This is a genomic window from Tritonibacter sp. SIMBA_163 (assembly GCF_046535935.1).
Classification (GTDB): domain Bacteria; phylum Pseudomonadota; class Alphaproteobacteria; order Rhodobacterales; family Rhodobacteraceae; genus Epibacterium; species Epibacterium scottomollicae.
In genome coordinates this window covers 117,408-141,647 of record NZ_JAWJBP010000005.1, presented here as the reverse complement: position 1 = coordinate 141,647, position 24,240 = coordinate 117,408, and the positions used below count along the sequence as shown (strand labels likewise).

Genomic DNA, 24,240 nt, shown 5'->3' with positions numbered 1-24,240 from the left:
TCTACCCCGCTCTATGCCGGGCTACGCCTGTTGACGATACTCTGCGCCATGGGTAAGCGACGATGGTGCATAATTCCAGACGGGAGTTTTCGACCATGAGCGAAACCAGCTTCACTCCGCGTGTCTTTTCAGGCATCCAGCCTTCGGGCAATCTGCATCTGGGGAATTACCTCGGTGCCCTGAAGCGGTTTGTCGACTGGCAGGCGCGCGATGTGGAGTCCATCTACTGCATGGTCGACCTGCATGCGATCACTGTCTGGCAGGACCCGACTGACCTGAAGAAAGCCACCCGCGAGCTCTGCGCCGGGTTCATTGCCGCCGGGCTTGATCCGGAAAAATCCATTCTGATCAACCAGAGTCAGGTGCCCGAGCATGCGCAACTGGCCTGGATCTTCAACTGTGTCGCCCGCATGGGCTGGATGCAGCGGATGACCCAGTGGAAGGACAAGGCAGGCAAGAACCAGCAGAACGCTTCGCTGGGTCTTCTCGCCTATCCGTCGCTGATGGCCGCGGACATCCTGATCTACCACGCCACCCATGTGCCGGTGGGCGAGGATCAGAAACAGCACCTTGAACTGACGCGCGACATCGCGACCAAGTTCAACCACGACTACGGTGTTGATTTCTTCCCGCTGACCGAGCCGGTGATCGAGGGTGCGGCCACCCGGGTGATGAGCCTGCGCGATGGCTCCAAGAAGATGTCGAAATCCGACGTCTCGGATGCCAGCCGCATCAACCTGACCGATGATGCCGACACCATCGCCAAGAAGATCCGCAAGGCCAAGACCGACCCGGAGGCGCTGCCCTCCGAGGCCGAGGGGCTGGAGGATCGCCCGGAGGCCCGCAACCTGGTCAACATCTACGCGGCCATGTCCGGCCAGTCGGTAGATCAGGTGCTGGCGGATGTGGGCGGCCGGCAGTTCTCGGAATTCAAGCCGATGCTGGCGGATCTGGCCGTTGAGAAAATGTCGCCGATCACCACCGAAATGGCCCGGTTGATGGAAAATCAGGACGAGATCGACAAGATCCTCGCACGCGGCTCCGAGCGCGCCCGCGAGATCACTGCGCCGATCCTGCGCAAGACCTACGACATCGTCGGGCTGGTGGCCCCGGTCGAGATCTGACCAGATCAACAGCTCCTGCTTCGACATGCCAAGGGCCGTCTCCAGAGGCGGCCCTTGCGTCTGCGTGATGTGTCGAACGCTGCGGAAGAGCGTTTCGAACCAGACCATCGCCGCGTACGCCCGCATGTTTCATTCAAGAGCCGTGGCTGGCGGACCTCTAAGGCTGCCACGTGTAGTAGTTATCGAGGTCGTCGGACTTCTCCAGCACGAAGCCGCACGAAAGGTAGAAGTCATTCGCCGGGCTACCGCGAAGCGCCAGGAGCCGCAAAGGCAGCCCCATCTCTCGTGCCTGATCCTGAACCGACCAAACGATATTGCGTCCCAGACCGCGGCCCTGATGCGTGGGATGGATATAAACGTGGTCGAGGTAAAGATGATCGGGGCGTATTCGCACGACATAGAAACCAACTAGATCCTCCCCATCTCGAATGATCTGGGTATCACGAGGGTCATATGTTTCGAGAAAGCGCTTGCGTGCACGGTCGGGATCGAACCGGCCAACGGCTTCGAGGCTCGGTCTCATTGCCACCACACGGATCGCCGCAAGACTAGATGCATCATCATTTGTGGCGCTTGAAATGGAAATGTCATGCATGCTCGGATGATGCTATGGATAGGTAGGTTTCTCAAGCCATTTAGCTGCAACCGCCTGTCCTACCACAGTGCAATATCCATCACACTGGGTTCGCTGCGCCCCTCGCCGTATGAGTGATGAACCGCAGCGACATGCCAGTCGCGGGAGAACTGGGCCAGCGATGCGACAGGAAAGCCTGTTTGGTCTGGCATTCTGCAGGATGCAACTTTTGTCCGACTTCTGCGTTTCACAACCACAGTTACGTGCTGACACAGGAAAGGACGCGCGATGAAACCGGAATTTTTCAAATCGGCCACCGCATTGGCCGTGATCGCCTCGCTGGCGGCCCCGATGCCGGGTGTGGCTCAGGTTGAAGGCGTGGCGACATTCGATCTCAGCCAGATGAGCGAGACCGAGATTGCCGCGCTGGTGGAGCGCTGCCGCGAAAGTGCCGAGCAGGATGCGCAGGCCGAAGGGGATGATCTCATTGCCCAATTCTGCACGCAGTATGGTGAGGGCGCCTTTGATGCAGCGCTGCCCGTTGAGCTGCAATCAGGGTCTGTTCTTTCCGAACTCGCCCCTGATGGCGAAGACGTAGGCGGTCTTGAACAGGCGCTAGAGGACACCGCGCAGGCCGAAGCAGAGGCTGAGACGCCAGCGGAAGGCGAGGTGCAAGAAGAACCTCAGGAAGAAGCCGCTGCCGCTGAGGCCGAAGCGACCGTCGATCCTGACGAGACAGCAGAAAACGCTGCCGTGGCCGAGACGACAGAGGCCGCTGAAGCGGAGCAACCTGCCGAGGTCGAGCAATCGGAGGATACTACTCCTGAGGTGGAGGCGACTGCAGAGACAGAGGCTGCAACAGATGAAACCGCTGAGGCCGTAGCGGAGGACCTTGCAACACAAAACGCGGACGTCACCGCTGAGGCTGAGGCTGAGGCTGAGGCTGAGGCTGAGGCTGAGGCTGAGGCTGAGGCTGAGGCTGAGGCTGAGGCTGAAATTGCCGAGGACCAGCCCGTCGACAACCCCGAAGTGACAGAACGCGACAGCCAGCAACAGGCCGACGCACTTGCAGAATCCGACACCGAGACCGCCGCGGCAGCAGCGGCTGCCTCTGACGGCAGCGAGGCCGATGCAGAGGTGATCGAGGAAACCGTCACCGAAGACACAGCGCGCAGCTCTGACGAGGAGTTCGACACCAAGGTCAACGAGACCGCCTCTGCCGACGCCGCGCCACAGGCCCCGGCGGCGGAACAGGACGATGACGATGGTCTCTCAAAGCTGGAAAAGGCTGCCCTGCTGGGGTTGGGTGCCCTTGCCGTTGGTCAATTGCTGAAATCCGGCGAAACGGTGGTTTCCAACAGCGGGGACCGCGCCGTGGTCGAACAGGACGGCCAGTATCGCATCATCAAGAACGACGATGCGCTGCTGCGTCAGCCCGGCTCCAACGTGAAGACCTACCAGTTCAAAGATGGCTCCACCCGCACCGTGGTGACCCGTGAGGATGGCGTCGAGGTCGAGACCATCCGCGCCGCCGACGGTCGCGTTTTGCGCCGCAGCAAAGCCCTGCCCGATGGCCGCACCGTGGTGCTGTTCGACGACACCCAGGAGGCCGAAAAGGTGGTGGTAAACGACCTGCCTACGGCGGCACCGCGACGCAACGCCGTCGCGAGTGATGGCAGTATTTCACCCGAAGATCTGGCCGCAGCCCTTGCTGCACAACAGCCCGAAGGCATCAACCGGCGCTTTTCCCTCGCCCAGGTGCGCAGCATCGACGCGGTGCGCCGCCTGGTGCCTGAAATCAACGTCGACAAGGTGACCTTCGAGACCGGCTCCTCGGTGATCCGCCCGGAACAGGCCGAAGAGCTGACAGACCTGGGCAATGCTCTGCGCCAGATGGTGGAACGGACCCCGACCGAGGTTTTCCTGATCGAGGGCCACACCGATGCGGTGGGGGCGGCGACCTACAACCTCGCGCTGTCGGATCGTAGGGCGGAGACCGTGGCGCTGGCGCTGACCGAGTATTTCGATGTGCCGCCGGAGAACATGGTCATTCAGGGCTATGGCGAAAGCGACCTCGCGGTGCCGGTGCTGGACGCCGAACGGGCCAATCGTCGCGTCACCGTGCGCCGGATCACACCGCTGCTGGCGTCACGGCAGTAAGCCCTGACGACCAGACCCGAAAACGATTTGCCCCGGCACTGCGCCGGGGCTTTTTTGTTGCAACACCTGTTCCGCTTCAAACGCGTTCGCATAGAGGTCGACAAAAAAACAGCCGCTCCAGTCGGAGCGGCTGCTGTCATGTGGCCTTGGTCCAGACAGGTTACGGGCAAGCGGCCTTGTAGGTCTGACCGGCACTGTTGCGATAGGTGCACTGACGCGGTGCGTTTGCGCCAACCTGAGCACCAACGGCGCCGCCGATGAGCGTCGCGGCGGTTTTGCCGCTGCCGGAGCCGACTTGGTTGCCGACCGCCGCACCCGCCAGCGCGCCGGTGACGGCATTGATGTCCTGATTGTCGGAGCACCCCGCCACAAAGACACTTGCTGCAAACAGCGCCGCAATGACGCCAGTAGTCTTCGACATATTCCCATCTCCTCTCTGATGACCGGATCAGGCAGGAGGGGAAAAGCGCAGAGCGATTGCCCTGTCGCGCCACCCGGTCGCTGCACCGGTCAAGGTGTTTCGTCTACACATGAACGTAGTGCGCGCCGGAATGTTCCCAACATTTTAGACAATCGGCTCAGCGACTACAGCAAAGATCTGCCGAAGCCCGGCGCGCTGGCCGGTTACAGCCCCGCCACCCCTTCAAGTGTCAGCCGTGCCACCAGATCGGCATAGCCCTTGCGGTCCTCGGTATCGGCCCCGGCGTTCCACATGTAGTGCCAGTTCAACATGCCAAAGACCGACATGGTGACTGCGCGCAGCTTGCCCTTGTCAGTCCCCAGCGTGTCGGGTGCAGCGTCCCGAATAGCCGTGCTCATGCATTTCACCATTTCACGCTGATAGGCGCGCAAATGCTCCTGCTGCGCCTCCGGCAGCGCCGACATCGCGTTGAGCTGTACCTTGTGCTCGTGATCCGCGCCCTCATAGGCCAGCAGCACCTCGGTTAGGATACACCGCAGCCGCGCCACCGGATCGAGCCCGTCCAGATCCAGCCCGCAGACCCGATCCCGCAGGCCGCTCAGGTAATTGTCCAGAAGGTCGAACAGCAGCGCGTCCTTGCCCTCGTAGTAGTGGTAGATATTCGCCTTCGAGATCCCGCAAGCCCTTGCGATCTGGGTCATCGAGGCCCGGTCATAGCCCTCCTCGGCGAACAGCCGCGCCGAGGCCGACAGTATCTGCGCCCGTTTCTGATCGTGGTCTTTGGCAATGGTCCGGGCCACGGGAGCTTATCCTTTCACACGGTTGTCGACGACACGGCGGGCCTTGCCCTGCGAACGTTCGACGCTGCCGGGATCGCCGACCAGAATCTCTGCCGAGATGCCCACGATATCCTTGATCCGCTTGGCCAGCTGCGCGGTGCAGGTGGCGCGCTGTTCAGGCGCGGTGGCCGCTGGCAGTACCTCCACATGGATGCGCATCGCGTCCATTCGGCCCTTACTGACAAGCTCGATCTGGTAATAGGGCGCGAGCGCCTCCACCGTCAGCATCTGCTCTTCGATCTGGCTGGGGAAGACATTGACACCGCGCAGGATGATCATGTCGTCCGACCGTCCGGTGATTTTCGCCATCCGCCGCATGGAGCGCGCAGTGCCCGGCAGCAGGCGTGTCAGGTCACGGGTGCGGTAGCGCACCATCGGCAGGCCTTCCTTGGTGAGCGTGGTAAAGACCAGCTCGCCCAGCTCACCATCCGGCAGCACCGCGCCGGTTTCCGGGTCGATGATTTCCGGCAGGAAGTGATCCTCCCAGATGACTGGTCCGTCCTTGGTCTCCACACATTCATTGGCAACGCCCGGCCCCATGATCTCTGAAAGACCATAGATATCAACCGCATGCATATCAAACGCCGCCTCGACCTCCTTGCGCATGGCGTCCGTCCATGGTTCGGCGCCAAAGACGCCGACCTTGAGCGAAGAGCTGCGCGGGTCGATCCCCATGCGGTGATATTGCTCCAGGATGTTGAGCATATAGGACGGCGTCACCATGATGCCGTCGGGGCGGAAATCCTCGATCAGCGTCACTTGCTTTTCGGTCTGGCCGCCCGACATCGGCACCACCGTCGCGCCCAGGCGCTCAATGCCGTAATGCGCGCCAAGCCCGCCAGTAAACAGCCCATAGCCATAGGCGTTATGCACCATATCGCCGCGCCGCAGGCCGGACGCACGCAAGGACCGTGCCAAGAGGTCCGCCCAGGTGTCGATGTCCTTCTGCGTGTAACCCACCACCGTCGGCTTCCCCGTGGTGCCGGAGGACGCATGCACCCGAAGGATCTGCTCGCGCGGGACAGCAAACATACCAAATGGATAGGCATCGCGCAGATCGCCCTTGGTGGTGAAGGGGAACTTCGCCAGATCGGACAGCTCCTGCAGGTCGTCCGGATGCACGCCGGCTGCATCGAACCGCGCTTTGTACATCGCCACATTGTCGTAGGCATGGCGCAGCGACCATTTCAGACGCTGCAGTTGCAGGCTACGGATCTCGTCGATGGACGCAATCTCGATCGGGTCCAGCTCGGCCCGGTTGGGTGTCAAATCACGCATAGGTATCCTCCAACGTCCCTTGATCTTCTGCGGCTCAGTCCTGAGCCACCGGGGGAGCTGCCTCCTCAAACAGCTGCCCCTTGATTGCGCGAGAACAGCCGCGCATTTCCGCGATCAGCTGCCCGTCCTGATTTTTGACGCTCACGTCATAGAGCCCGCTGCGCCCGGCCAGCGAGACTTCGCGAGCCTCGGCCAGCAGCCGGTCGCCTTTGCGCCCCGGCGCGACAAAACTGATCATGTTGTGCTGCGCCACCGTCGCCTGATTGCGGCTGTTGCATGCAAAGGCAAAGGCGCTGTCGGCGAGCATGAAGATCACACCGCCATGGCAGATCCCATGGCCGTTGCAGTGATGCGCCTCGACGGTCAGCGCCAGCGCGGCACTGCCCTCATCGACGCGCTCAATGCCCATACCGGCCCATTTGGACGCCTGATCGTCGGCCCACATGGCAGCGGCGGATTTCTCGGCGCGGGTCTTTGCGGTCATGGTCATGCGCTATTCTCCGCGGAACGCTGGCTGGCGTTTTTCCAGAAATGCCCGCACGCCTTCGGCGTAATCAGCGCTCTCGCCACAGGTCTTCATCGCATCCGCCTCGCGCTCCAGCTGCTCGGCCAGCGTATAGCCCCCCGAGGTCTGGATCAGCGATTTGGTCAGGCCCAGCCCCAGCGTCGGCCCATCGGCGAGCTTGGCCGTCAGGGCGCGCGCCTCATTCATCAGCACATCATCGGCGACGCATTTCCAGATCAGCCCCCAATCAGCGGCTTGCTCGGCGCTCAGAGGCTCTCCGGTCAGCGCCAACGCCTTGGCGCGCGCTTCGCCCAGCAGGCGCGGCAGGTGGTAGCTGCCGGCGGTGTCGGGGATCAGCCCGACCTTGGCAAAGGACTGGATGAACTTCGCGCTCTGGCTCGCCAGCACGATGTCTGCGGCCAGCGACAGGTTTGCCCCGGCGCCCGCCGCCACGCCGTTCACCGCGCAGACCACCGGAAACTCCAACGCGCGGATCAAATTCACCAGCGGCGCATAAAACGTGCGCACCGTATAGCCCAGATCCACCGGCCCACTCGCCGCATCCGGGTCGCGCGCTGACAGATCCTGCCCCGCGCAAAATCCCCGCCCCGCGCCCGTCAGCAAAAGCGCCCGCTTGCCAGAATCGCGCGCCTCTTCCAGTGCGGCACGCAGGGCCAGATGCATCTCGTCGTTAAACGCATTGAGCCGATCCGGGCGGTTCAGCGTAATCTCGCACCACGTCCCGTGATCCTGCGTCAGAATGCTCTGTTCCATGATGCCTCCCCTTGCCCACGGCGGGCGATCTTGCGCCCAATTGGGAAAAGACTTGCATAAACCGACCGGACGGTCAATATTTCTCATCAGGAAAATGCGCCGCCCCGAAATCGGGCGCTGGCACTGTATTTGCACAACAGACTTCAGGGAGACGCAGCCTATGTGCCCGAAAGATGTGGCGAGCTTTGCCGCCGGAGAATGGATCCAGCCCGACAACAGCGCACGCGAGATTGCCTCTGCCATCACCGGCGAGGTGATCGCCCGCGCAGGCAATGCCACGCTCGATGTGCAAGCGATGCTCGATTATGCCCGCAACATCGGTGGACCCGGCCTGCGCTCCATGACCTTTCATGACCGCGCCCGCATGCTCAAGGCGCTGGCGCAGCATTTGGACGCCCACAAACAGGACCTGTATGACCTGAGCTTTGACACCGGCGCGACGCAGAAGGACCACCTGATCGACGTGGACGGCGGTATCGGAACGACGTTTGTATTCGCCTCCAAGGGGCGGCGCGAGATGCCCGACAGCACGGTCTACACCGACGGCGCGGTCGAGCAACTGTCGCGCCACGGCAGCTTTATGGGCCAGCACATCTGCACCTCGCTGCCTGGTGTTGCGGTGCATATCAACGCCTTCAACTTCCCGGTCTGGGGCATGCTCGAAAAGCTCGCGCCGACCCTGCTCGCAGGTGTTCCGGCCATCGTAAAACCCGCAACCGCCACCTGCTACGTCACCGAGGCCGCCATGCGCCTGATGCTGGACAGCGGCCTTCTGCCGGAAGGCGCGCTACAGCTGGTGAGCGGCGGCATTGGCGACATGCTGGACCGGCTGACCTGTCAGGATGTGGTGAGCTTTACCGGCTCTGCCGCGACCGCGCTGAAACTACGGCAAACGCCTGCAATCGTTGAAAACTCCGTACGGTTCGTCGCAGAACAAGACAGCCTCAACGCGTCGATACTCGGCCCCGACACAACACCCGGCAGCGCGGAATTCGACCTGTTCCTCAAGGAAGTGCAGCGCGAAATGACCACCAAAGCGGGGCAGAAATGTACCGCCATCCGCCGCATCATCGTACCCGACGCACAGGTTGACGCCGTTATTGAGGGGCTGAGCACCGCGCTGGCAAAAATCACCATTGGTGACCCGCGCGCCGACAGCACCCGCATGGGTGCGCTGGTCTCCGCCGCGCAGAAACGCGATGTGCTGGAGCAAGCCGCCAAGATCGCTACCGAGGCCACGCGGGTTTTTGGCGACCCCGACGACTTCACCGTTGAGGGCGCCGACAAGGACAAGGGTGCCTTTGTGCCGCCGATGCTGTTCCATTGCGCGGACCCCGACGCCGCCCAACATGTCCACGACACCGAGGCCTTTGGCCCCGTCTCCACCGTGATGGGCTACCGCGACCTTGCGCATGCAGCCGCACTGGCCAATCGCGGCCAAGGCTCCCTCGTCGCCTCTCTCATCACTGCCGACCCTGTGGTGGCGCGTGAGGTGACACTGAACATCGCCGCCTTCCACGGACGGGTCTATATCAACAACGCCACCTCGATGAAGGAGTCCACAGGCCACGGCTCCCCCCTGCCCCATATGGTGCACGGTGGTCCCGGTCGCGCTGGCGGTGGCGAGGAACTGGGCGGCGTGCGCGCCGTGAAACACTACATGCAGCGCACCGCCGTGCAGGGCAGCCCGGAGATCCTCTCAGCCATCACCGGCACCTGGATTCCCGGCGCCCCCGAAACAAGCGATGCCGCACATCCCTTCACCCGCCGCTTCGGTGCGCTGGCCATTGGCGAGACGCTCAATACCGCGCCGCGCACCGTGACCAGCGACGACATCGCCCATTTTGCGCAGTTCACCGGCGATACCTTCTATGCCCACATGGATGACGCGGCCGCCGAACGGAACCCGTTCTTCCCGGGACGGGTTGCGCATGGCTATCTGCTCTTGTCCTTTGCCGCCGGTATGTTCGTTCAGCCCGAAGAAGGACCGGTACTGGCCAACACCGGCCTCGACAGCCTGCGCTTCATGAAACCCGTGGTGCCGGGCGACAGCATCAAGGTGCGCCTGACCGTCAAGGCCAAGACCCCGCGCAACGCGGACTACGGCGAAGTGCGCTGGCATGTCACCCTGACCAATCAAGATGACGAGATGGTGGCCGAATACGAGCTGCTGACCATGGTCGCATTCTGATCGTTTATACGCGTCCAATTGCAGGCATGAGGGCTGGCGCTTACCTGCGCCCGCCCTTATCCTGACCTCATGACAACAAACGCACACGACTGGTTTACGACGGCGGTAGAGGCACTTGCAGAGCCTCAGGGTCAACGCGTTTGGTCGATCATCGTGTCGTTCCTCGGGGACATGGCACAGGATGATGGCGCTGGCATCAGCAGCGCGGCCCTCACCCGCGTGATCACACCGCTCGGCATCAAGCCCGAAGCCATCCGCGTCGCGCTGCATCGACTGCGCAAGGATGGCTGGACCGACAGCAAACGAAGCGGGCGCGGATCCGTGCATTTCCTCGCCCCTCACGGGCGCGTGCAGTCTGCTCAGGTCACCCCCCGCATCTATGACCGGACCGCCTGCACCACGGCAGAGTGGCATCTGCTGATCGCGGGCACCCCCAGTGGTCTGGAACTTCTGGATGCCCTCAGCGAGGGCGCGCCGGACGGCGTGATCCGCGTCAACCGCCACACCGGCTTGGCTCCCGGCCCCGCGCCTGCGCCCATGTCCGATCTTTTGATCGCGAACGCACGGATCGAAAGCGTTCCCACATGGTTGCAGGAGGAGCTGTTCCCCATCCTGCTGCGCCAGAGCTGTGCGTCACTGGATGCCGCACTTGCCCCTCATGGGGCCCCGCCTGAGCTGGATCCCTTACGCCGCGCCTGCCTGCGGACGCTGCTCGTGCACCGCTGGAGGCGGATCGTATTGCGTCATCCGAGGCTGCCCGTGCAGTTTCACCCAGCCGACTGGACCGGAGAATCCTGTCGGACAAAGGTCTTTGAGCTATTGGAGCAGCTCCCGCAACCCAGCCTGTCGGAACTCGAAACCGCCGAGCCGCTGCCCATGACTTTGGACATACCGCCATCGCCTGATGCAGCCCATTGAAATCAAATGGCAATGCGGCGTGGTTGGAAAAAACTTTTCCAAAACCACCCTTCTTAGAGATTTCGCACTTGACCCTCTGGGCGGCATTCCGTAAATCGCCTCCACACAGCGAGCGGCGGAGTAGCTCAGTTGGTTAGAGCAGCGGAATCATAATCCGCGTGTCGGGGGTTCAAGTCCCTCCTCCGCTACCACCCTTCCCATACTTACCGGCTTGATGAATGGGTTCGCCTGTCGGAAGAGGCGAAACGCCTCGTCGCGATGAGTGTTTCTGGGCTTGCCCTGCCTGTCTATCTTGGCGCTGCATCTCTCCTCCCACATCGCGTGTCTGCCAGGCTCTGCGCATCAGCTTGGCGCAATTCTCTGGATTATTTGCACCGAACCTTAAGGATCCAGCGCCTAAGTTACAGCGCATGAGCATCCGTCCTGATCCTTTTCCGCAGAGTAAGCAGCAAGAGCGCATTTCCGCGCTTGAGCAGACGCGACGCAAGGATCGGCGCAATCTGAAAATGGCGAACGCGATGCTGTGCGGCGTTGAGGCCATGAACAAGGCCAACACACGAGCAGACATACTCGACGCTCTATCGGACGCATTGAAGGACGCCATCGGCGCCCATGAGGTCACCGTGATCGGTGATGTCGCCGAAGGAATGTTCGGCGTCCCGCAAAGCCGCCCCACTGTTCTACACCCATTGCGGACACAGCCGGCGCTGACACCGGACATCTTCGACTGGTTCGCCCGCCACCGTCAGATCAAAAATCTGAGCGTCTGCCGCGCCCCGGCTGCCGGGCTGGTCAGCGCCCGCAGCACAGGCAGCCTGATCTCGGCTCCCTTTCGGCGCGAGGGGGGACAAATGCTGGTTGTGCTCTGCTGGCACCCAAGCGTCGACTACTTCGATACGGATAAGGCCAAGGTGCTTGACCGCATGACCGTCATGATGAGTCACGCCCTGCGCGGCATTCGCACGGATGACCGCCATGCACTTCTGGCCTCGGTTCTGGAGAATGCCGAAGTGCCCGTCATGTTGGTGGACCCAGCGGAACAGGGAAGCGCAGTTGTATATGTCAACCGCGCGTTCGAGGCCCTGTCTGGACGCACGCTCGCGGATGCAATGGGTATGCAATTCATCACGGATCGCTTTCGCCCCGGCGCGGATCTGGAGAGTATGGCGGCGGCTTTCTCCGCCGGACAACGCGGACGATATCGGGTCTGGAACTCACGAAAGAACGGGACACCCTTTCTGGACGAGATCAGCCTTACCCCCATTCGGGACACCTTCGGCAGCCTGCGTTACATGCTGGCGACCCATACTGATGTCACTGAACAGGCGCAAACGCTTGAAGTCGTGCACCAGCTTGAGCAGCGCATCGAATCCGCAATGGAGGCCGTGAGCAGCGCCATTCTCGCGACCGGAGCTGATGGCGAGGTGCTGTATGCAAACACGGCCATGCACCGGCTGCTGCACGAGCTCTATGGCACGGAGATGCGCCCGCATCAGGCCATCGCGACCTTTGTCAAACGGGTTGAAGACTGCGCCCAGAACCTGGAACTGACCTGCTCTGATGGCGCTGTTTTCCTTATCCGCAGCTTTGACAGCAGCGAGGGCGGACATGTTATCACCGGCACCGATGTCACAGAGATAAAACGGGCCGAGCGGGAGCTGAAACAACGCGCGGCCGCGATGGACAGCACCACCGAAGGCATCGCGATCGTCGAACGCAGCGCGCGTATCGCATATGCCAACCCGGCCTTTGCCCGCATTTTTGGAGCTAGTCCTCCCAGCAGTATTCTCGGCCGGAAATGGTGCGATGCATTTCTGGCCGAGGATGTGGCTCGGCTTTCGGTCGAGGTGCGCCCTAAAGTCGAAAGCCTGGGCTTTGCCCAGATCGAGATGCGCGCGCATGTCGATGGCAAGAAACTCACATTCGAGGTCTGCGTCACGCGGATCGACGACAAGATGCGCATTGTCGTGGTTCGCGACATCACCAGACGCATCGAATACGAAGACGCCCGCGCAAGCTTTGACAAGAAGCTGCATGACTTCGAGAAAAACGAAAGCATCGGACGGCTGGCCGCGGGTGTCGCACATGACTTCAACAACCTGCTGGCGGTGATCAACGGCCACTCGGCCCTGCTCAACGAACGCACCGCACCGGACAAGGTGCAGCTCTATTCCGAACGGATCAATGCCGCCTCCTCGCGCGCGGCCAAGATGATCAATCGCTTTCTCGACCTCGGCATGTCGGCCGACAATCAAAGCATGATCGATCTGCGTAATCTCATGAGCGAATCTCAGGACCTTTTGCGCAGCGCCTTGTCCGCGGAAACCCGTTTCACACTTGATCTGGATGACGCGGAGATGGAGATGCTGTGCTATCCATCCGACCTTCTGCGTGTGGCGCTCAATCTGGTGCAGAACGCGCAGGATGCACTTGGCGGGCGTCCCGGCCAGATCCACCAATGTCTGAAACGGTTTGCAGGTATCGACCTGATGGATCTGCCCCTCGCAATTGGCAGCATCGACCCGGAGCAGGCCTACGCGCGCTACACGGTTGAGGACTCTGGCTCGGGCATTCCCGCCGACGTGCTTGGACGTCTGTTTCACGAGCATTGCTCGACCAAGGGGCAACGTGGCAGCGGTATCGGCATGATGGCCATCGCCGAGATCATTCGCAGCCACGAAGGAGCCATACGCATCCTCAGCCAGGAGGGCCATGGCACACGTGTGGAAATCTTCCTTCCACTGTCCGACTATTCAGTCACGCGGATCAGTGACGAGGACATTGGCTCCGTGCGGCTGGATGGTCAGCTGATCCTGTTGGTAGATGACGACGCACAGGTTGCGGAATCCATTGCCGCCTTCCTGGAACGCCTTGGCGCCGAGGTCAGCATCTGCCTGCACCCGGATGAAGCTCTGGAAGCGATCAAGGAAGACCCGGGCCTTTGGTCGTTCCTCGTCACGGACTATAATATGCCCGGCCAAAACGGTGGTCAGCTTGCTCAGGCGGCGAAATCTGCAGATGGCGATCTACCCATCGTGATTGTCACTGCCCTGGCACGTAAACTCTCCGACCCGAACCTCTCTGAGGACGTGATCAGCGCCCTTCTGGGAAAGCCGGTCGACCTCAACACGCTCGCGCATTTGATCGCCCAACACGGGCGCGTGTTGCCTCCGCCACAGCCATAGGTCACCCCGCAGGCCATCCAGTCAAACAGGCGCGAACCTTATTTTAGGGAATCCATGCGAAGCTTGGCCGGTCGCGTAGATCAGAGCCCCCTCGAAGGAGTACGACTGTGTTGTTGAAGGCCTCTTCCGTTTCACTAAAGCTGAAACTCCCTGTGCTGATGGTTGTCCTCACAGTGGCCTTTGTCATTACCGTGTCATTTCTGATCTACACGATGGCAGAGCGCAGCATTCGCGAGAATGTGGCCTCCGCACAGGCCTCCAAGGCACAGGCGGGCGCACAGGCCCTCAGCTTCAGCATTGGCGCGGCACAACGTGACGTGGTCAACCTGGCTGCACAGCCCACCACATTCCGCGCAATAAACAATTTTGAGCGCGTCATCGGCATGATCGAAGACGATGATCAGATTGGCTACCTGAAGAAACACTTCGTGACGGAGAACCCCAATACCGAACAGCGCGCCGATCTGGTCGATCCTGGCGATGGCTCCTACTACAGTCAATCTCATGTCACGTATCATCCAACGTTTGTGCAAACATCCGAATTGAATGGATACTCGGACATCTATTTGATCAGCCCGACTGGGCTCGTCTTGTATTCAATTCACAAGCAAGGCGACTTCGCCGAGAACATCACTGGTCCTGTTCTCGCCGACACCCCACTATCGCGTGTGGCTCAAGCGGCTCTTGCGGCGGAGCCCGGCGCCGTTGTGGTCGAGGATTTCTCTCCCTATGCGCCCGCTGGCTCAAACACCGCGTTTCTGGCCTCCCCCGTCCTCAGCAAGCGTGGCGACACAGTTGGCGTGATTGCCGTACGCATCGGCACTGAACTTGTGCAGTCCGCGCTGACTGCGAATCTCGCCGACACTGCGCATGAGAACATCTTTCTTGTCAGTCCGGATGGGCTTGCCCGCAGTCCCAGCGTCGTGGAAGGCGCCTTCGAGATGCTGACGGAACTTCCGGACGCCCTTCACATCGCCGCCGCCCGCGACCAGGTGGCCGGTCAGTTCGAGGATGTTGTCACCGCGGCAGGACAGCGCGCAACCGCCGTGGTCATTCCTCTCAACCTTGCCGGGTTCAACTGGTCGCTGATAATGGAAACCGATTCCGACACCGCATTTGCGATGGTCTATCGCATCCGATGGATGGTGCTATCGCTCATTGGCGCCTCGTTTGTCGTATCGATCATTGTCTCTTGGGCAGCTGCCAACCGGGTCACGCGCCCAATCCACCACCTGAGGGACGTCACCAACGCACTGGCCAACAAGGATTATGACATCGACATTCCCGGCCGGACACGCGGGGATGAGTTCGGTGATCTTGCGCGCAGCCTCGACACCTTTCGGGACAAGCTGACCTCCGCAGATGAGGCCAGCAGCCGCGAGGAAGACTCAAGAAAGCAGACCAATCTCGTGGTCGATGAAATGAGCCATGCTCTCTCCGAGCTGCAGGAGGGCAACCTCGTTTGCGAGATCAACACTGCCTTCTCCCCCCATTACGAAGACCTGCGCAAGAACTACAATCGCAGCCTGGAGAACCTGCGGCAGTCGCTGCGCGAAGTGGTCGAAGCCGCCCACCATGTGGATCGGTTCTCTCAAGAACAGCGGGCCGCAGCAAATGACATGGCCGAACGGACTGAAAGTCAGGGCTCCACACTGGAAAAGACCGCCTCTGCCATGCAGGATCTCACACAGCGCCTGCGCGACACGGCGGAAAAGGCGACGGAAGTCGACAGCACCATGCGCGTTACCCGTCGTGAAGCCGAGCAGAGCAACGAAGTGGTGCGCTCAGCCGTGGCCGCGATGGATCAGATCCAGCAGGCCTCTGCCGAAATCTCCAAGTTCATCAACCTGATCGATGACATCGCCTTTCAGACCAATCTGCTGGCGCTGAACGCTGGCGTAGAGGCCGCCCGCGCCGGCGAAGCGGGCGCCGGCTTTGCGGTGGTGGCCTCCGAGGTGCGCAACCTTGCGCGGCGCGCCTCCGAAGCGGCTGGCGAGATCCAAGCGCTCACCTCAGCGAGTGAAGAGCACGTGGCCAATGGCGTGTCTATGGTAGACCGCGCAGGCGATGCCCTCACCAGCATCATTCAACAGGTAACCGCAGTCAGCGATCTCATTTCCGAGATTGCCGGGGGGGTTCAGCATCAATCGCAGGGCCTTGACGACATCAACGCGGCCATGCGCGAGTTGGATGCTGTTACCCAGCAGAACACGGCGATGGCAGAGGAGGCCTCCGCCTCCAGTCAACTCCTGCAGAGCGAAGCCAATACGCTGTCGCAGGTCACCTCCCGATTCCAAATTGACGCACCGATTGATGCGGATGCGCCCGCGCGTTGGGAAGACCTGCCTGATACCCAAGACGTGCAACACGGCTAGGGCTGAACGCGCGCACTCTCCCCGTACGGCAACCAGCCAGGCAGCCGCTTTGACTGCACGCGCTCATTCGGGCACTGGCAGCTTGCGCTTTGAACCGGAAAAGACGATCACCCTTCTCAAACACATCCTGTAAAGTTTGCGCCCGCAAAGAATTGGACGCACTATGGGTGAAGAACAGATCGTCGCTCGCTCCGCCCGTATCCGGGAGGGGCAGCAAGGAGGGCCTCCATGTCAGAATCGAAAATCCGGAACATGGAAGAGCTTGCCAGTGTGAGCGGCATCTCACGCCCCACCCTGTCCAAGTATTTCAACGCCCCTGACAGCGTCCGCGCCTCCACCCGCAAGAAGATCGAAGCGGCGCTGGAGACCTATGACTACCGTCCCAACATCTACGCCATGAACCAGAACCGGCGCCTGACGAAGAACATCGGCATCGTGGTTCCATTCCTCGCCGATCCGTTTTTTGCCGAGATCGCCCGCACCCTCGAGCAGCGCTGCATCGACGCGGGGTTCCGCCCTACCTTGTTCAGTTCGCACGGGCTGCCTGAGCTGGAAACCGACATACTCGACACGCTTCTGTCCATGCGTCCTGCAGGGGTGCTGTTGGCCCCCTTGGGCCGGGCCTCAGACAAGGAGGCCATTGAACGATTTTGCGAAGATGTACCAACCGTGCTCTTTGACAGCAATGTGGAGCAATTTGGCATTGCTTTTGTGGGCTCCGACAACTTTCAGTTCACCAAACTGATGACAGACTACCTCTGCCGGACCGGAGAGCCGCCCAGTTTCTTTGAAATGCGCACCCCCGCCAACCCGAATGCCCATCGACGTCGACAAAGCTACCTGGACGCAATGCAAAAGTTCGGCCACACGCCTCAGGTGATCTCGGTCGAGGGCGAAGGCTGGCAATTCGAGGAGATCGGGCGTTTGGGCGGGCATGAGGCGCTGTCGTCGGACGCGTTCAATTCCAACTCGATCCTCTGCAGCAATGACCGCCTCGCTATCGGACTGATGACGGCCTGTTACGAAAAAGGGGTGCAGGTCGGGCGCACTGAGGGATGCTCGATTCGGGTGGCCGGAATCGATGGGCACCCCTTCGGACGTTATACTTGTCCGCCGTTGACCACTGTGTCGCACGATTATGATGCCGTCTCCAAAACCGCGACAGACACCCTGTTCTCTGCGATCAACGGCGATGTATCACCTTGGAAAAGCACGAGATCCGAAGGCAAACTGATCATGCGCGACTCCGCCTGATCGCTCATAAATTTTACGCGCGTAAAATTTAGATTGACGCCGCGCAGTGAACTCCCCTAGCGTGATGGCAGCATCTACCAAGGGAGGAACGAGGATGTCTTTGAGGAGCGCACTTTGTGCGGCCACTGCGTTGTCGCTGGGAACAGCCGGCGCGGGCTTTGCAGAAACCATCACCATCGCAACCGTGAATAACGGCGACATGATCCGAATGCAGGGCTACTCGGACCACTTCACCGAAGAGACCGGTATCGAGGTCGAATGGGTGACACTGGAAGAGAACGTGCTGCGCCAGCGCGTGACCACCGACATCACCACCAAGGGTGGCCAGTTCGACATCATGACCATCGGCATGTACGAGACGCCGATCTGGGGCAACAACGGCTGGCTGGTGCCGCTGGATGACCTCTCCGAGGCCTATGACATCAACGACATACTGCCCGCGATGCGCAATGGCCTGTCTCATGACGGCACGCTGTATGCCGCGCCGTTCTATGGCGAAAGCTCGATGATCATGTACCGCACCGACCTGATGGAACAGGCCGGTCTGGACATGCCGGAGGCCCCCACATGGGAGTTCATCCGGGACGCGGCCGTCGCGATGACCGACCGCGAGAAGGAAATCAACGGCATCTGCCTGCGCGGCAAGGCTGGCTGGGGTGAAGGCGGCGCGTTCATCACCACGACCGCGAACTCCTTTGGCGCGCGCTGGTTCGACGAGAACTGGACGGCACAATTCGACCAGCCGGAATGGAAAGAAGCACTGAGCTTCTTTGTCGACCTGATGGAAGACGCAGGCCCTCCGGGCTATTCGACCAACGGGTTCAACGAAAACCTGTCGCTGTTCCAGCAGGGCAAATGCGGCATGTGGATCGACGCGACCGTGGCAGCATCCTTTGTCACCAACCCGGAGGAATCCACCGTAGCGGACAAGGTCGGATTCGCCCTGGCGCCGAACCACGACGGTGTCGAGAAGCGCGCCAACTGGCTCTGGGCCTGGGCGCTCGGCATTCCTGCCGGCACCAACAACGAGGCCGCTGCCAAGCAATTCATCGAATGGGCCACCTCCAAGGAATACATCGAACTGGTCGCGGCCAATGAAGGCTGGGCCAATGTGCCTCCGGGCGCCCGGACCTCTCTCTACGAGACGCCGGAATATCAGGACGTGCCCTTCGCCGACATGACCTTGAAATCCATCGAGGCGGCCGATCCGACCAATCCAACGGTCGACCCGGTCCCCTATGTTGGCATTCAGTTCGTGGCCATCCCGGAGTTCGCAGGCATTGCGACGCAGGTCAGCCAGGAATTCTCGGCAGTCTACGCCGGTCAACAGACCGTGGATGAGGCGCTTGAAAAAGCGCAGGCCTTCACATCCGAGGAAATGGAAGCCGCAGGCTACTGACGCCCCTCCTCCCCGGGGCCGGAGATCGCGCGCATTGCGGTCTTCGGCCTCTTTTTTCCAACATCGTATTCGTGACGGCGCTGCCCGTCCACTGATGAGGCCCTCCATGGCAACCCAGCACTCCCGCTCTGCCGCGCGCATCATGATGGCCCCGGCCGTCATCTTGCTCCTCGGTTGGATGCTCGTACCGCTGACGATGACCGTGATCTTTTCCTTCAAGAAGTACCTGCCCCTGCGCGGCGGCGATCTTGGGTGGGTCGGGTTCGACAATTACGTCCGCTTTGTATCTTCCTCCACATTCTGGCCCAGCGTACAGGCCACGCTTGTCATCGTCGGCGGTGTCCTGGCCATAACGGTGGTCTTTGGCGTGCTGCTGGCGCTGTTGCTGGACCAGCCGATGTGGGGTCAGGGTGTGGTCCGCATCCTGGTCATCGCGCCGTTCTTCGTGATGCCGACGGTGTCCGCATTGGTCTGGAAGAACATCTTCATGGACCCGGTGAACGGCCTGTTTGCCCATCTGTGGAAATTCTTTGGCGCCGAGCCGATCTCCTGGCTCTCCGAAGCCTCGATGCCGTCGATCATCCTGATCGTCAGCTGGCAATGGCTGCCGTTTGCCACATTGATCCTGCTGACCGCGATGCAATCCCTGGACAGCGAACAGCTGGAAGCCGCCGAAATGGATGGTGCAAGCCCCCTCGCCCGTTTCGGTTACATCGTGCTGCCGCATCTGGGCCGGGCGATCACCGTCGTGGTGCTGATCCAGACGATCTTTCTGCTGTCGATTTTCGCGGAGATCTTCGTGACCACCCAAGGCGCCTTTGGCACCCGGACGCTCACCTACCTGATCTTTCAGCGCGTTCTGGAAAGCCAGAACATCGGCCTCGGATCCGCCGGCGGTGTCTACGCCATCATCCTTGCCAATATCGTTGCCGCATTCCTGATGCGCATCGTCGGCAAGAACCTCGATACGTAAGGGAGGACCTGCGACATGGCACGCTCCGTGACCCCGCAACGCAAGGCGATCAACACCATCGCCGCCTGGGCCGTCGGTCTGGTGATCTTCTTTCCGATCCTCTGGACCATCCTGACCTCTTTCAAAACCGAGGCGCAGGCGATCAATGACCCGCCCTTGTTCCTGTTCTTCGACTGGACGCTGGAAAACTATGCCGTTGTGCAGGAACGCTCCAACTACATGCGGTTCCTGTGGAATTCGATCATCATCGCCGGCGGCTCCACCGTTCTTGGCATCATCATCGCGGTCCCGGCCGCCTGGTCGATGGCCTTCGTGCCCTCGAAACGGACCAAGGACATCCTGCTGTGGATGCTCTCGACCAAGATGCTTCCTGCCGTAGGCGTGCTCTATCCGATCTACCTGATCTTCATCCGGATGGGATTGCTGGACAGCCGCGCCGGACTGGTGATCGTGCTGATGCTGATCAACCTGCCGATCATCGTCTGGATGCTCTACACCTATTTCAAGGAAATCCCCGGCGAAATTCTGGAGGCCGCCCGCATGGATGGGGCCAGCCTGAAAGAGGAAATCCTCTATGTGCTGACGCCGATGGCCATTCCTGGCATCGCCTCCACCTTGCTCTTGAACATCATCCTCGCCTGGAACGAGGCCTTCTGGACCCTGAACCTGACCGCAGCCCAGGCGGCGCCGCTGACGGCATTCATCGCCAGCTACTCCAGCCCCGAGGGCCTGTTCTACGCAAAACTCAGCGCGGCCTCCACCATGGCCATCGCGCCGATCCTGATCCTCGGCTGGTTCAGCCAGAAACAACTTGTGCGCGGCCTCACCTTCGGCGCTGTGAAATAAGGACGACGACTTATGGGACGTATTACACTCGACAAGGTGACCAAAAGCTTTGGTGCAACAGAGGTCATCCCGCCGCTGGACCTGACCATCGAGGACGGCGAATTCACCGTCTTTGTCGGCCCCTCGGGCTGTGGCAAATCCACCCTCCTGCGACTGATCGCGGGGCTGGAGGACGTTTCCTCCGGCCAGATCCGCATCGACGGCAATGATGCCACCATGGTTCCGCCAGCCAAACGCGGGCTGGCGATGGTGTTCCAATCCTACGCGCTCTACCCGCATATGTCGGTGCGCAAGAACATCGCCTTCCCGATGCGGATGGCCAACATGCCGCAAGAGGAACAGGACCGCCGCATCGACGCCGCCGCCAAGGCGCTGAACCTCACCGACTATCTGGACCGCAAACCCGGGCAGCTCTCGGGCGGGCAGCGGCAGCGGGTCGCCATCGGCCGCGCCATCGTGCGCGAACCCTCGGCCTTCTTGTTTGACGAGCCGCTGTCGAACCTTGATGCGGCACTGCGCGTCGGCATGCGGATGGAGATCTCCGAACTGCACAAGAAGCTTGCAACCACAATGGTTTACGTGACCCACGACCAGGTCGAGGCGATGACCATGGCCGACAAGATCGTGGTGCTGCGTGCGGGCCATATCGAGCAGGTCGGCAGCCCGCTCGACCTCTATCGCGCGCCGCGCAATCTGTTTGTCGCGGGCTTCATCGGCTCGCCCAAGATGAACTTCATCGAGGGCGAAGAGGCCGCGAAGTATGACTGTCACACCATCGGCGTGCGCCCGGAGCATATTACAATCAGCGGCAGCGAGGGAGCCTGGTCCGGTGTGGTCGGTGTCTCTGAGCATCTGGGCTCCGACACCTTCTTCCACATCCACGAAACCGGCCTTGCGGAGACCATCACCGTGCGCGCTGACGGCGAAGTGGGTTTCAAGCATGGCGACCGGGTGTATCTGACCCCGCGCACCGACATGCTGCACCGATTTGACACCAAGGGCCTGAGGATCGACGCATGAGACTGAGCGGAAAAACAGCGCTGATCACCGGCGCCGCGCGTGGCATCGGACGCAGCTTTGCCGAGGCTTACGTGCGTGAAGGCGCGCGCGTGGCCATTGCCGACATCGACACCGAGCGCGCCCGCCAGACCGCGGCGGAAATCGGCGACGGCGCCGTCGCGGTGGAGATGGACGTGACCCGGCAGGAGAGCATCGACAGCGCGGTGACCCAGACGGTGGAGGCGCTGGGGCGCATCGACATTCTGGTGAACAACGCCGCGATCTTCACCGCCGCGCCGATCATCGAAATCAACCGCGCGGACTACAATCGCGCCTTCGAGATCAATGTGGCGGGCACTCTCTTCACCCTGCAGGCGGTGGCCAAGCACATGGTCGAACGCGGCGGCGGTGGCAAGATCATCAACATGGCCAGCCAGGCCGGACGGCGCGGCGAAGCGCTTGTCGGGGTCTACTGCGCCTCCAAGGCGGCCATCATCAGCCTGACGCAATCCGCCGGGCTGAACCTGATCGCCCATGGCATCAACGTCAACGCCATCGCCCCCGGCGTGGTGGACGGCGAACATTGGGACGGGGTGGATGCCTTCTTTGCCAAATACGAGAACAAGGCCCCCGGCCAGAAGAAACGCGAGGTCGGCGAGGCGGTGCCTTATGGCCGCATGGGCACGGCGGCGGATCTGACCGGCATGGCCATCTTCCTCGCCAGCGCAGAGGCCGACTACGTGGTCGCCCAGACCTACAATGTCGACGGCGGAAACTGGATGAGCTGATGACTGCGCTGCCCCTCTCGAACGCGACCCTTGGCCAGCTGCCCGAGGAGATCGCCAGCCCGACCTATGACCGCTCCGCGCTGAGCCCCGGCATTGTCCACATCGGACTTGGCAATTTCCACCGCGCCCATCAATCCTGGTATCTGCACCGTCTGATGCAACAGGGACTGGCGCAGGACTGGGCGATCGTCGGCGCCGGCGTGCGCCCTTATGATGCCGCCATGCGCGACCGTCTGCTGGCGCAGGATTGCCTGACCACGCTGATCGAACTGTCGCCAGACAGCGCCCGCGCCGAGGTTGTCGGCGCGATGGTCGACTACCTGCCGATAGAGGCTGACAATGGCGCGCTGATCGCCGCGCTGAGCCGACCCGAGATCCGGATTGTCGCCCTGACCGTGACCGAAGGCGGCTATTATCAGGATGCGGTCAGCGGTGGCTTTGCCGCCGATCACCCCGACATGCAGCACGACATCCTGCACCCGGCCAGCCCCCGCACCGCTTTTGGCGCGATCGCCGCAGCCCTTGCGCATCGTCGCGCGGCCGGGCATGGGCCGATCACTGTGCAAAGCTGCGACAACCTGCAGGGCAATGGCACGATCACCCGGCAGACCGTGCTGGGTCTGGCCCGGGCCACTGACGCCGATCTGGCGGATTGGATCGGCGCGCAGTGCAGCTTTCCCAACTCGATGGTGGATTGCATCGTGCCCGCCACCGGCCCGGCAGAGATCGCCCGCGCCGCAAGTCTCGGCATCGCCGACAGCGCGCCGGTCACCCATGAGCCCTATCGCCAATGGGTGACTGAGGATGACTTCTGCGCCGGTCGCCCCGATTGGGACAAGGTTGGCGCAATCTTCACCGATGCGGTGCATGAGTATGAGACCATGAAAATCCGCATCCTGAATGCGGGCCATCAGGTCATCGCCAACGCCGGGGAGCTGTTGTCCTGCGTCACCATTGCCGACTGCATGCAAGACGCCGATATCTCCGCCCTGTTCCACAAGGTGCAGACCGAGGAGATCGCCCCCTATGTGAAGGCGGTGCCGGGGATCGCACCTGCGCAGTATGTCTCCTTGATCGCTGAACGCTTCTCCAACCCGGCGATCCGCGACACCACCCGCCGCGTCGCCTTTGACGGCTCTTCGCGTCACACCGGGTTCATCCTGCCGATCCTGCGAGAAGCGCTGTCGGCGGGCGGGTCCGTTGATGGCCTTGCACTGGTAGAGGCGCTGTGGGCGCGTATGTGCGCTGGCACGCGCGAGGACGGCAGCGCCATCGAAGCCAATGATCCACGTTGGGACGAATTGGCCGTTATCGCACGCGCTGCACGAGACGATCCGCGCAGCTGGCTCGTACATACCGGGCTTTATGGTAGCGTTTCGACAGAGCCGCGATTTGTTGAGCGGTTCGACGTTTGGTTGCGCATGATCTGGACCCAAGGCGTCCGCGCCGCCTTGCAGAGCTATGGTCGCCCGTAGCGCCAAGCGCCGCAGGTGATTGTTCGCACTGGTTTTGTTAGCGATGTATTTTTCGCACTGGCGGGTAGACGAGATGTCCCGCTGGTGCGCATGGGGCTGCGCGCCGGTATCGCTCAAATCGCGCGCCCCCGCACAGGTTCACAAAACCCTCGCGGTATCGAC

20 protein-coding genes and 1 tRNA gene are annotated in these 24,240 nt (G+C 61.5%); 14 read left to right on the top strand and 7 right to left on the bottom strand.

The features are described 5' to 3' along the window. The first annotated feature begins 95 nt into the window (after positions 1-95). Positions 96-1,124 (top strand): tryptophan--tRNA ligase, encoded by a 1,029-nt coding sequence (trpS, locus tag R0J92_RS10920; RefSeq protein WP_106163808.1) that lies wholly within the window; start codon positions 96-98, stop codon positions 1,122-1,124. Positions 1,125-1,281: 157 nt separating this feature from the next. On the opposite strand, the gene R0J92_RS10915 is transcribed toward trpS, so the two are convergent. Together R0J92_RS10915 and R0J92_RS10910 are read right to left on the bottom strand one after the other, a co-directional pair. Then, positions 1,282-1,719: a GNAT family N-acetyltransferase gene (locus R0J92_RS10915; RefSeq protein WP_411051689.1), complete on the bottom strand. Its 438-nt coding sequence runs from the start codon at positions 1,717-1,719 to the stop codon at positions 1,282-1,284. Between the two features lie 59 nt (positions 1,720-1,778). Further along, on the bottom strand, positions 1,779-1,910 hold the full coding sequence (locus R0J92_RS10910) for a hypothetical protein (protein ID WP_411051688.1): 132 nt from the start codon (positions 1,908-1,910) through the stop codon (positions 1,779-1,781). Positions 1,911-1,986: 76 nt separating this feature from the next. Here R0J92_RS10910 and R0J92_RS10905 point away from each other — a divergent pair, with 76 nt between their 5' ends. Further along, the gene (locus tag R0J92_RS10905) at positions 1,987-3,858 is read left to right on the top strand and encodes an OmpA family protein (protein WP_411051687.1); all 1,872 of its coding nucleotides are present in this window, start codon (positions 1,987-1,989) and stop codon (positions 3,856-3,858) included. 160 nt (positions 3,859-4,018) lie between these two features. On the opposite strand, the gene R0J92_RS10900 is transcribed toward R0J92_RS10905, so the two are convergent. The 5 genes from R0J92_RS10900 to paaG form a co-directional block, all read right to left on the bottom strand. After that, on the bottom strand, positions 4,019-4,279 hold the full coding sequence (locus tag R0J92_RS10900; protein WP_106163810.1) for a glycine zipper 2TM domain-containing protein: 261 nt from the start codon (positions 4,277-4,279) through the stop codon (positions 4,019-4,021). Positions 4,280-4,482: 203 nt separating this feature from the next. Beyond that, a complete protein-coding gene (locus R0J92_RS10895) occupies positions 4,483-5,079 on the bottom strand; it encodes a TetR/AcrR family transcriptional regulator (RefSeq protein WP_106163811.1) in 597 nt (198 codons plus the stop codon). Between the two features lie 6 nt (positions 5,080-5,085). Next, positions 5,086-6,396, bottom strand: coding sequence for a phenylacetate--CoA ligase PaaK (gene paaK / locus R0J92_RS10890; RefSeq protein ID WP_411051686.1), 1,311 nt, complete (start codon positions 6,394-6,396; stop codon positions 5,086-5,088). A gap of 34 nt (positions 6,397-6,430) precedes the next feature. After that, positions 6,431-6,880 carry a hydroxyphenylacetyl-CoA thioesterase PaaI gene (gene paaI / locus R0J92_RS10885; protein WP_411051764.1) on the bottom strand — a complete coding sequence of 150 codons (450 nt, stop codon included), beginning with the start codon at positions 6,878-6,880 and terminating at the stop codon, positions 6,431-6,433. A 9-nt stretch (positions 6,881-6,889) separates the two neighbouring features. Next, on the bottom strand, positions 6,890-7,675 hold the full coding sequence (gene paaG, locus R0J92_RS10880; protein ID WP_411051685.1) for a 2-(1,2-epoxy-1,2-dihydrophenyl)acetyl-CoA isomerase PaaG: 786 nt from the start codon (positions 7,673-7,675) through the stop codon (positions 6,890-6,892). A 160-nt stretch (positions 7,676-7,835) separates the two neighbouring features. Between paaG and paaZ the strand changes: the two genes are divergently transcribed. The 12 genes from paaZ to R0J92_RS10820 all read left to right on the top strand — a co-directional run bounded on the left by paaZ (position 7,836) and on the right by R0J92_RS10820 (position 24,078). Then, positions 7,836-9,866 (top strand): phenylacetic acid degradation bifunctional protein PaaZ, encoded by a 2,031-nt coding sequence (paaZ, locus tag R0J92_RS10875; RefSeq protein ID WP_411051684.1) that lies wholly within the window; start codon positions 7,836-7,838, stop codon positions 9,864-9,866. Between the two features lie 69 nt (positions 9,867-9,935). Next, positions 9,936-10,784, top strand: a complete 849-nt coding sequence (locus R0J92_RS10870; protein ID WP_411051683.1) for a PaaX family transcriptional regulator C-terminal domain-containing protein — start codon at positions 9,936-9,938, stop codon at positions 10,782-10,784. A gap of 114 nt (positions 10,785-10,898) precedes the next feature. Then, positions 10,899-10,975, top strand: a tRNA-Met gene (locus tag R0J92_RS10865). Positions 10,976-11,194: 219 nt separating this feature from the next. Continuing rightward, entirely contained in the window at positions 11,195-13,969 is a 2,775-nt protein-coding gene (locus R0J92_RS10860) for a PAS domain S-box protein (protein WP_411051682.1), read from the top strand. A gap of 107 nt (positions 13,970-14,076) precedes the next feature. Next, the gene (locus R0J92_RS10855) at positions 14,077-16,344 is read left to right on the top strand and encodes a methyl-accepting chemotaxis protein (protein WP_411051681.1); all 2,268 of its coding nucleotides are present in this window, start codon (positions 14,077-14,079) and stop codon (positions 16,342-16,344) included. A 228-nt stretch (positions 16,345-16,572) separates the two neighbouring features. Continuing rightward, a complete protein-coding gene (locus tag R0J92_RS10850) occupies positions 16,573-17,598 on the top strand; it encodes a LacI family DNA-binding transcriptional regulator (RefSeq protein ID WP_411051680.1) in 1,026 nt (341 codons plus the stop codon). Between the two features lie 94 nt (positions 17,599-17,692). Then, entirely contained in the window at positions 17,693-18,997 is a 1,305-nt protein-coding gene (locus R0J92_RS10845; RefSeq protein WP_411051679.1) for an ABC transporter substrate-binding protein, read from the top strand. A 106-nt stretch (positions 18,998-19,103) separates the two neighbouring features. After that, positions 19,104-19,970, top strand: a complete 867-nt coding sequence (locus R0J92_RS10840; RefSeq protein ID WP_106163820.1) for a carbohydrate ABC transporter permease — start codon at positions 19,104-19,106, stop codon at positions 19,968-19,970. A 15-nt stretch (positions 19,971-19,985) separates the two neighbouring features. Continuing rightward, on the top strand, positions 19,986-20,816 hold the full coding sequence (locus R0J92_RS10835; protein ID WP_106163821.1) for a carbohydrate ABC transporter permease: 831 nt from the start codon (positions 19,986-19,988) through the stop codon (positions 20,814-20,816). Between the two features lie 12 nt (positions 20,817-20,828). After that, positions 20,829-21,836, top strand: a complete 1,008-nt coding sequence (locus R0J92_RS10830; protein WP_106163822.1) for an ABC transporter ATP-binding protein — start codon at positions 20,829-20,831, stop codon at positions 21,834-21,836. After that, complete coding sequence (locus R0J92_RS10825) at positions 21,833-22,603, top strand: L-iditol 2-dehydrogenase (RefSeq protein ID WP_411051678.1); 771 nt, start codon at positions 21,833-21,835, stop codon at positions 22,601-22,603. Before R0J92_RS10830 ends, R0J92_RS10825 begins: the two co-directional genes overlap by 4 nt. Further along, positions 22,603-24,078 (top strand): mannitol dehydrogenase family protein, encoded by a 1,476-nt coding sequence (locus R0J92_RS10820; protein ID WP_411051677.1) that lies wholly within the window; start codon positions 22,603-22,605, stop codon positions 24,076-24,078. Before R0J92_RS10825 ends, R0J92_RS10820 begins: the two co-directional genes overlap by 1 nt. Positions 24,079-24,240: the final 162 nt, after the last annotated feature.

What these genes read in the sequence shown, in the direction of transcription:
- R0J92_RS10860 (WP_411051682.1), top strand. Translation starts at nt 11,195, where the DNA reads ATGAGCATCCGTCCTGATCCTTTTCCGCAGAGTAAGCAGCAAGAGCGC.
- R0J92_RS10850 (WP_411051680.1), top strand. Translation starts at nt 16,573, where the DNA reads ATGTCAGAATCGAAAATCCGGAACATGGAAGAGCTTGCCAGTGTGAGC.
- trpS (WP_106163808.1), top strand. Translation starts at nt 96, where the DNA reads ATGAGCGAAACCAGCTTCACTCCGCGTGTCTTTTCAGGCATCCAGCCT.
- R0J92_RS10825 (WP_411051678.1), top strand. Translation starts at nt 21,833, where the DNA reads ATGAGACTGAGCGGAAAAACAGCGCTGATCACCGGCGCCGCGCGTGGC.
- R0J92_RS10910 (WP_411051688.1), bottom strand. Translation starts at nt 1,910, where the DNA reads ATGCCAGACCAAACAGGCTTTCCTGTCGCATCGCTGGCCCAGTTCTCC.
- R0J92_RS10830 (WP_106163822.1), top strand. Translation starts at nt 20,829, where the DNA reads ATGGGACGTATTACACTCGACAAGGTGACCAAAAGCTTTGGTGCAACA.
- paaG (WP_411051685.1), bottom strand. Translation starts at nt 7,675, where the DNA reads ATGGAACAGAGCATTCTGACGCAGGATCACGGGACGTGGTGCGAGATT.
- R0J92_RS10845 (WP_411051679.1), top strand. Translation starts at nt 17,693, where the DNA reads ATGTCTTTGAGGAGCGCACTTTGTGCGGCCACTGCGTTGTCGCTGGGA.
- paaI (WP_411051764.1), bottom strand. Translation starts at nt 6,880, where the DNA reads ATGACCGCAAAGACCCGCGCCGAGAAATCCGCCGCTGCCATGTGGGCC.
- R0J92_RS10835 (WP_106163821.1), top strand. Translation starts at nt 19,986, where the DNA reads ATGGCACGCTCCGTGACCCCGCAACGCAAGGCGATCAACACCATCGCC.
- paaZ (WP_411051684.1), top strand. Translation starts at nt 7,836, where the DNA reads ATGTGCCCGAAAGATGTGGCGAGCTTTGCCGCCGGAGAATGGATCCAG.
- R0J92_RS10870 (WP_411051683.1), top strand. Translation starts at nt 9,936, where the DNA reads ATGACAACAAACGCACACGACTGGTTTACGACGGCGGTAGAGGCACTT.
- R0J92_RS10900 (WP_106163810.1), bottom strand. Translation starts at nt 4,279, where the DNA reads ATGTCGAAGACTACTGGCGTCATTGCGGCGCTGTTTGCAGCAAGTGTC.
- R0J92_RS10915 (WP_411051689.1), bottom strand. Translation starts at nt 1,719, where the DNA reads ATGCATGACATTTCCATTTCAAGCGCCACAAATGATGATGCATCTAGT.
- paaK (WP_411051686.1), bottom strand. Translation starts at nt 6,396, where the DNA reads ATGCGTGATTTGACACCCAACCGGGCCGAGCTGGACCCGATCGAGATT.
- R0J92_RS10905 (WP_411051687.1), top strand. Translation starts at nt 1,987, where the DNA reads ATGAAACCGGAATTTTTCAAATCGGCCACCGCATTGGCCGTGATCGCC.
- R0J92_RS10820 (WP_411051677.1), top strand. Translation starts at nt 22,603, where the DNA reads ATGACTGCGCTGCCCCTCTCGAACGCGACCCTTGGCCAGCTGCCCGAG.
- R0J92_RS10840 (WP_106163820.1), top strand. Translation starts at nt 19,104, where the DNA reads ATGGCAACCCAGCACTCCCGCTCTGCCGCGCGCATCATGATGGCCCCG.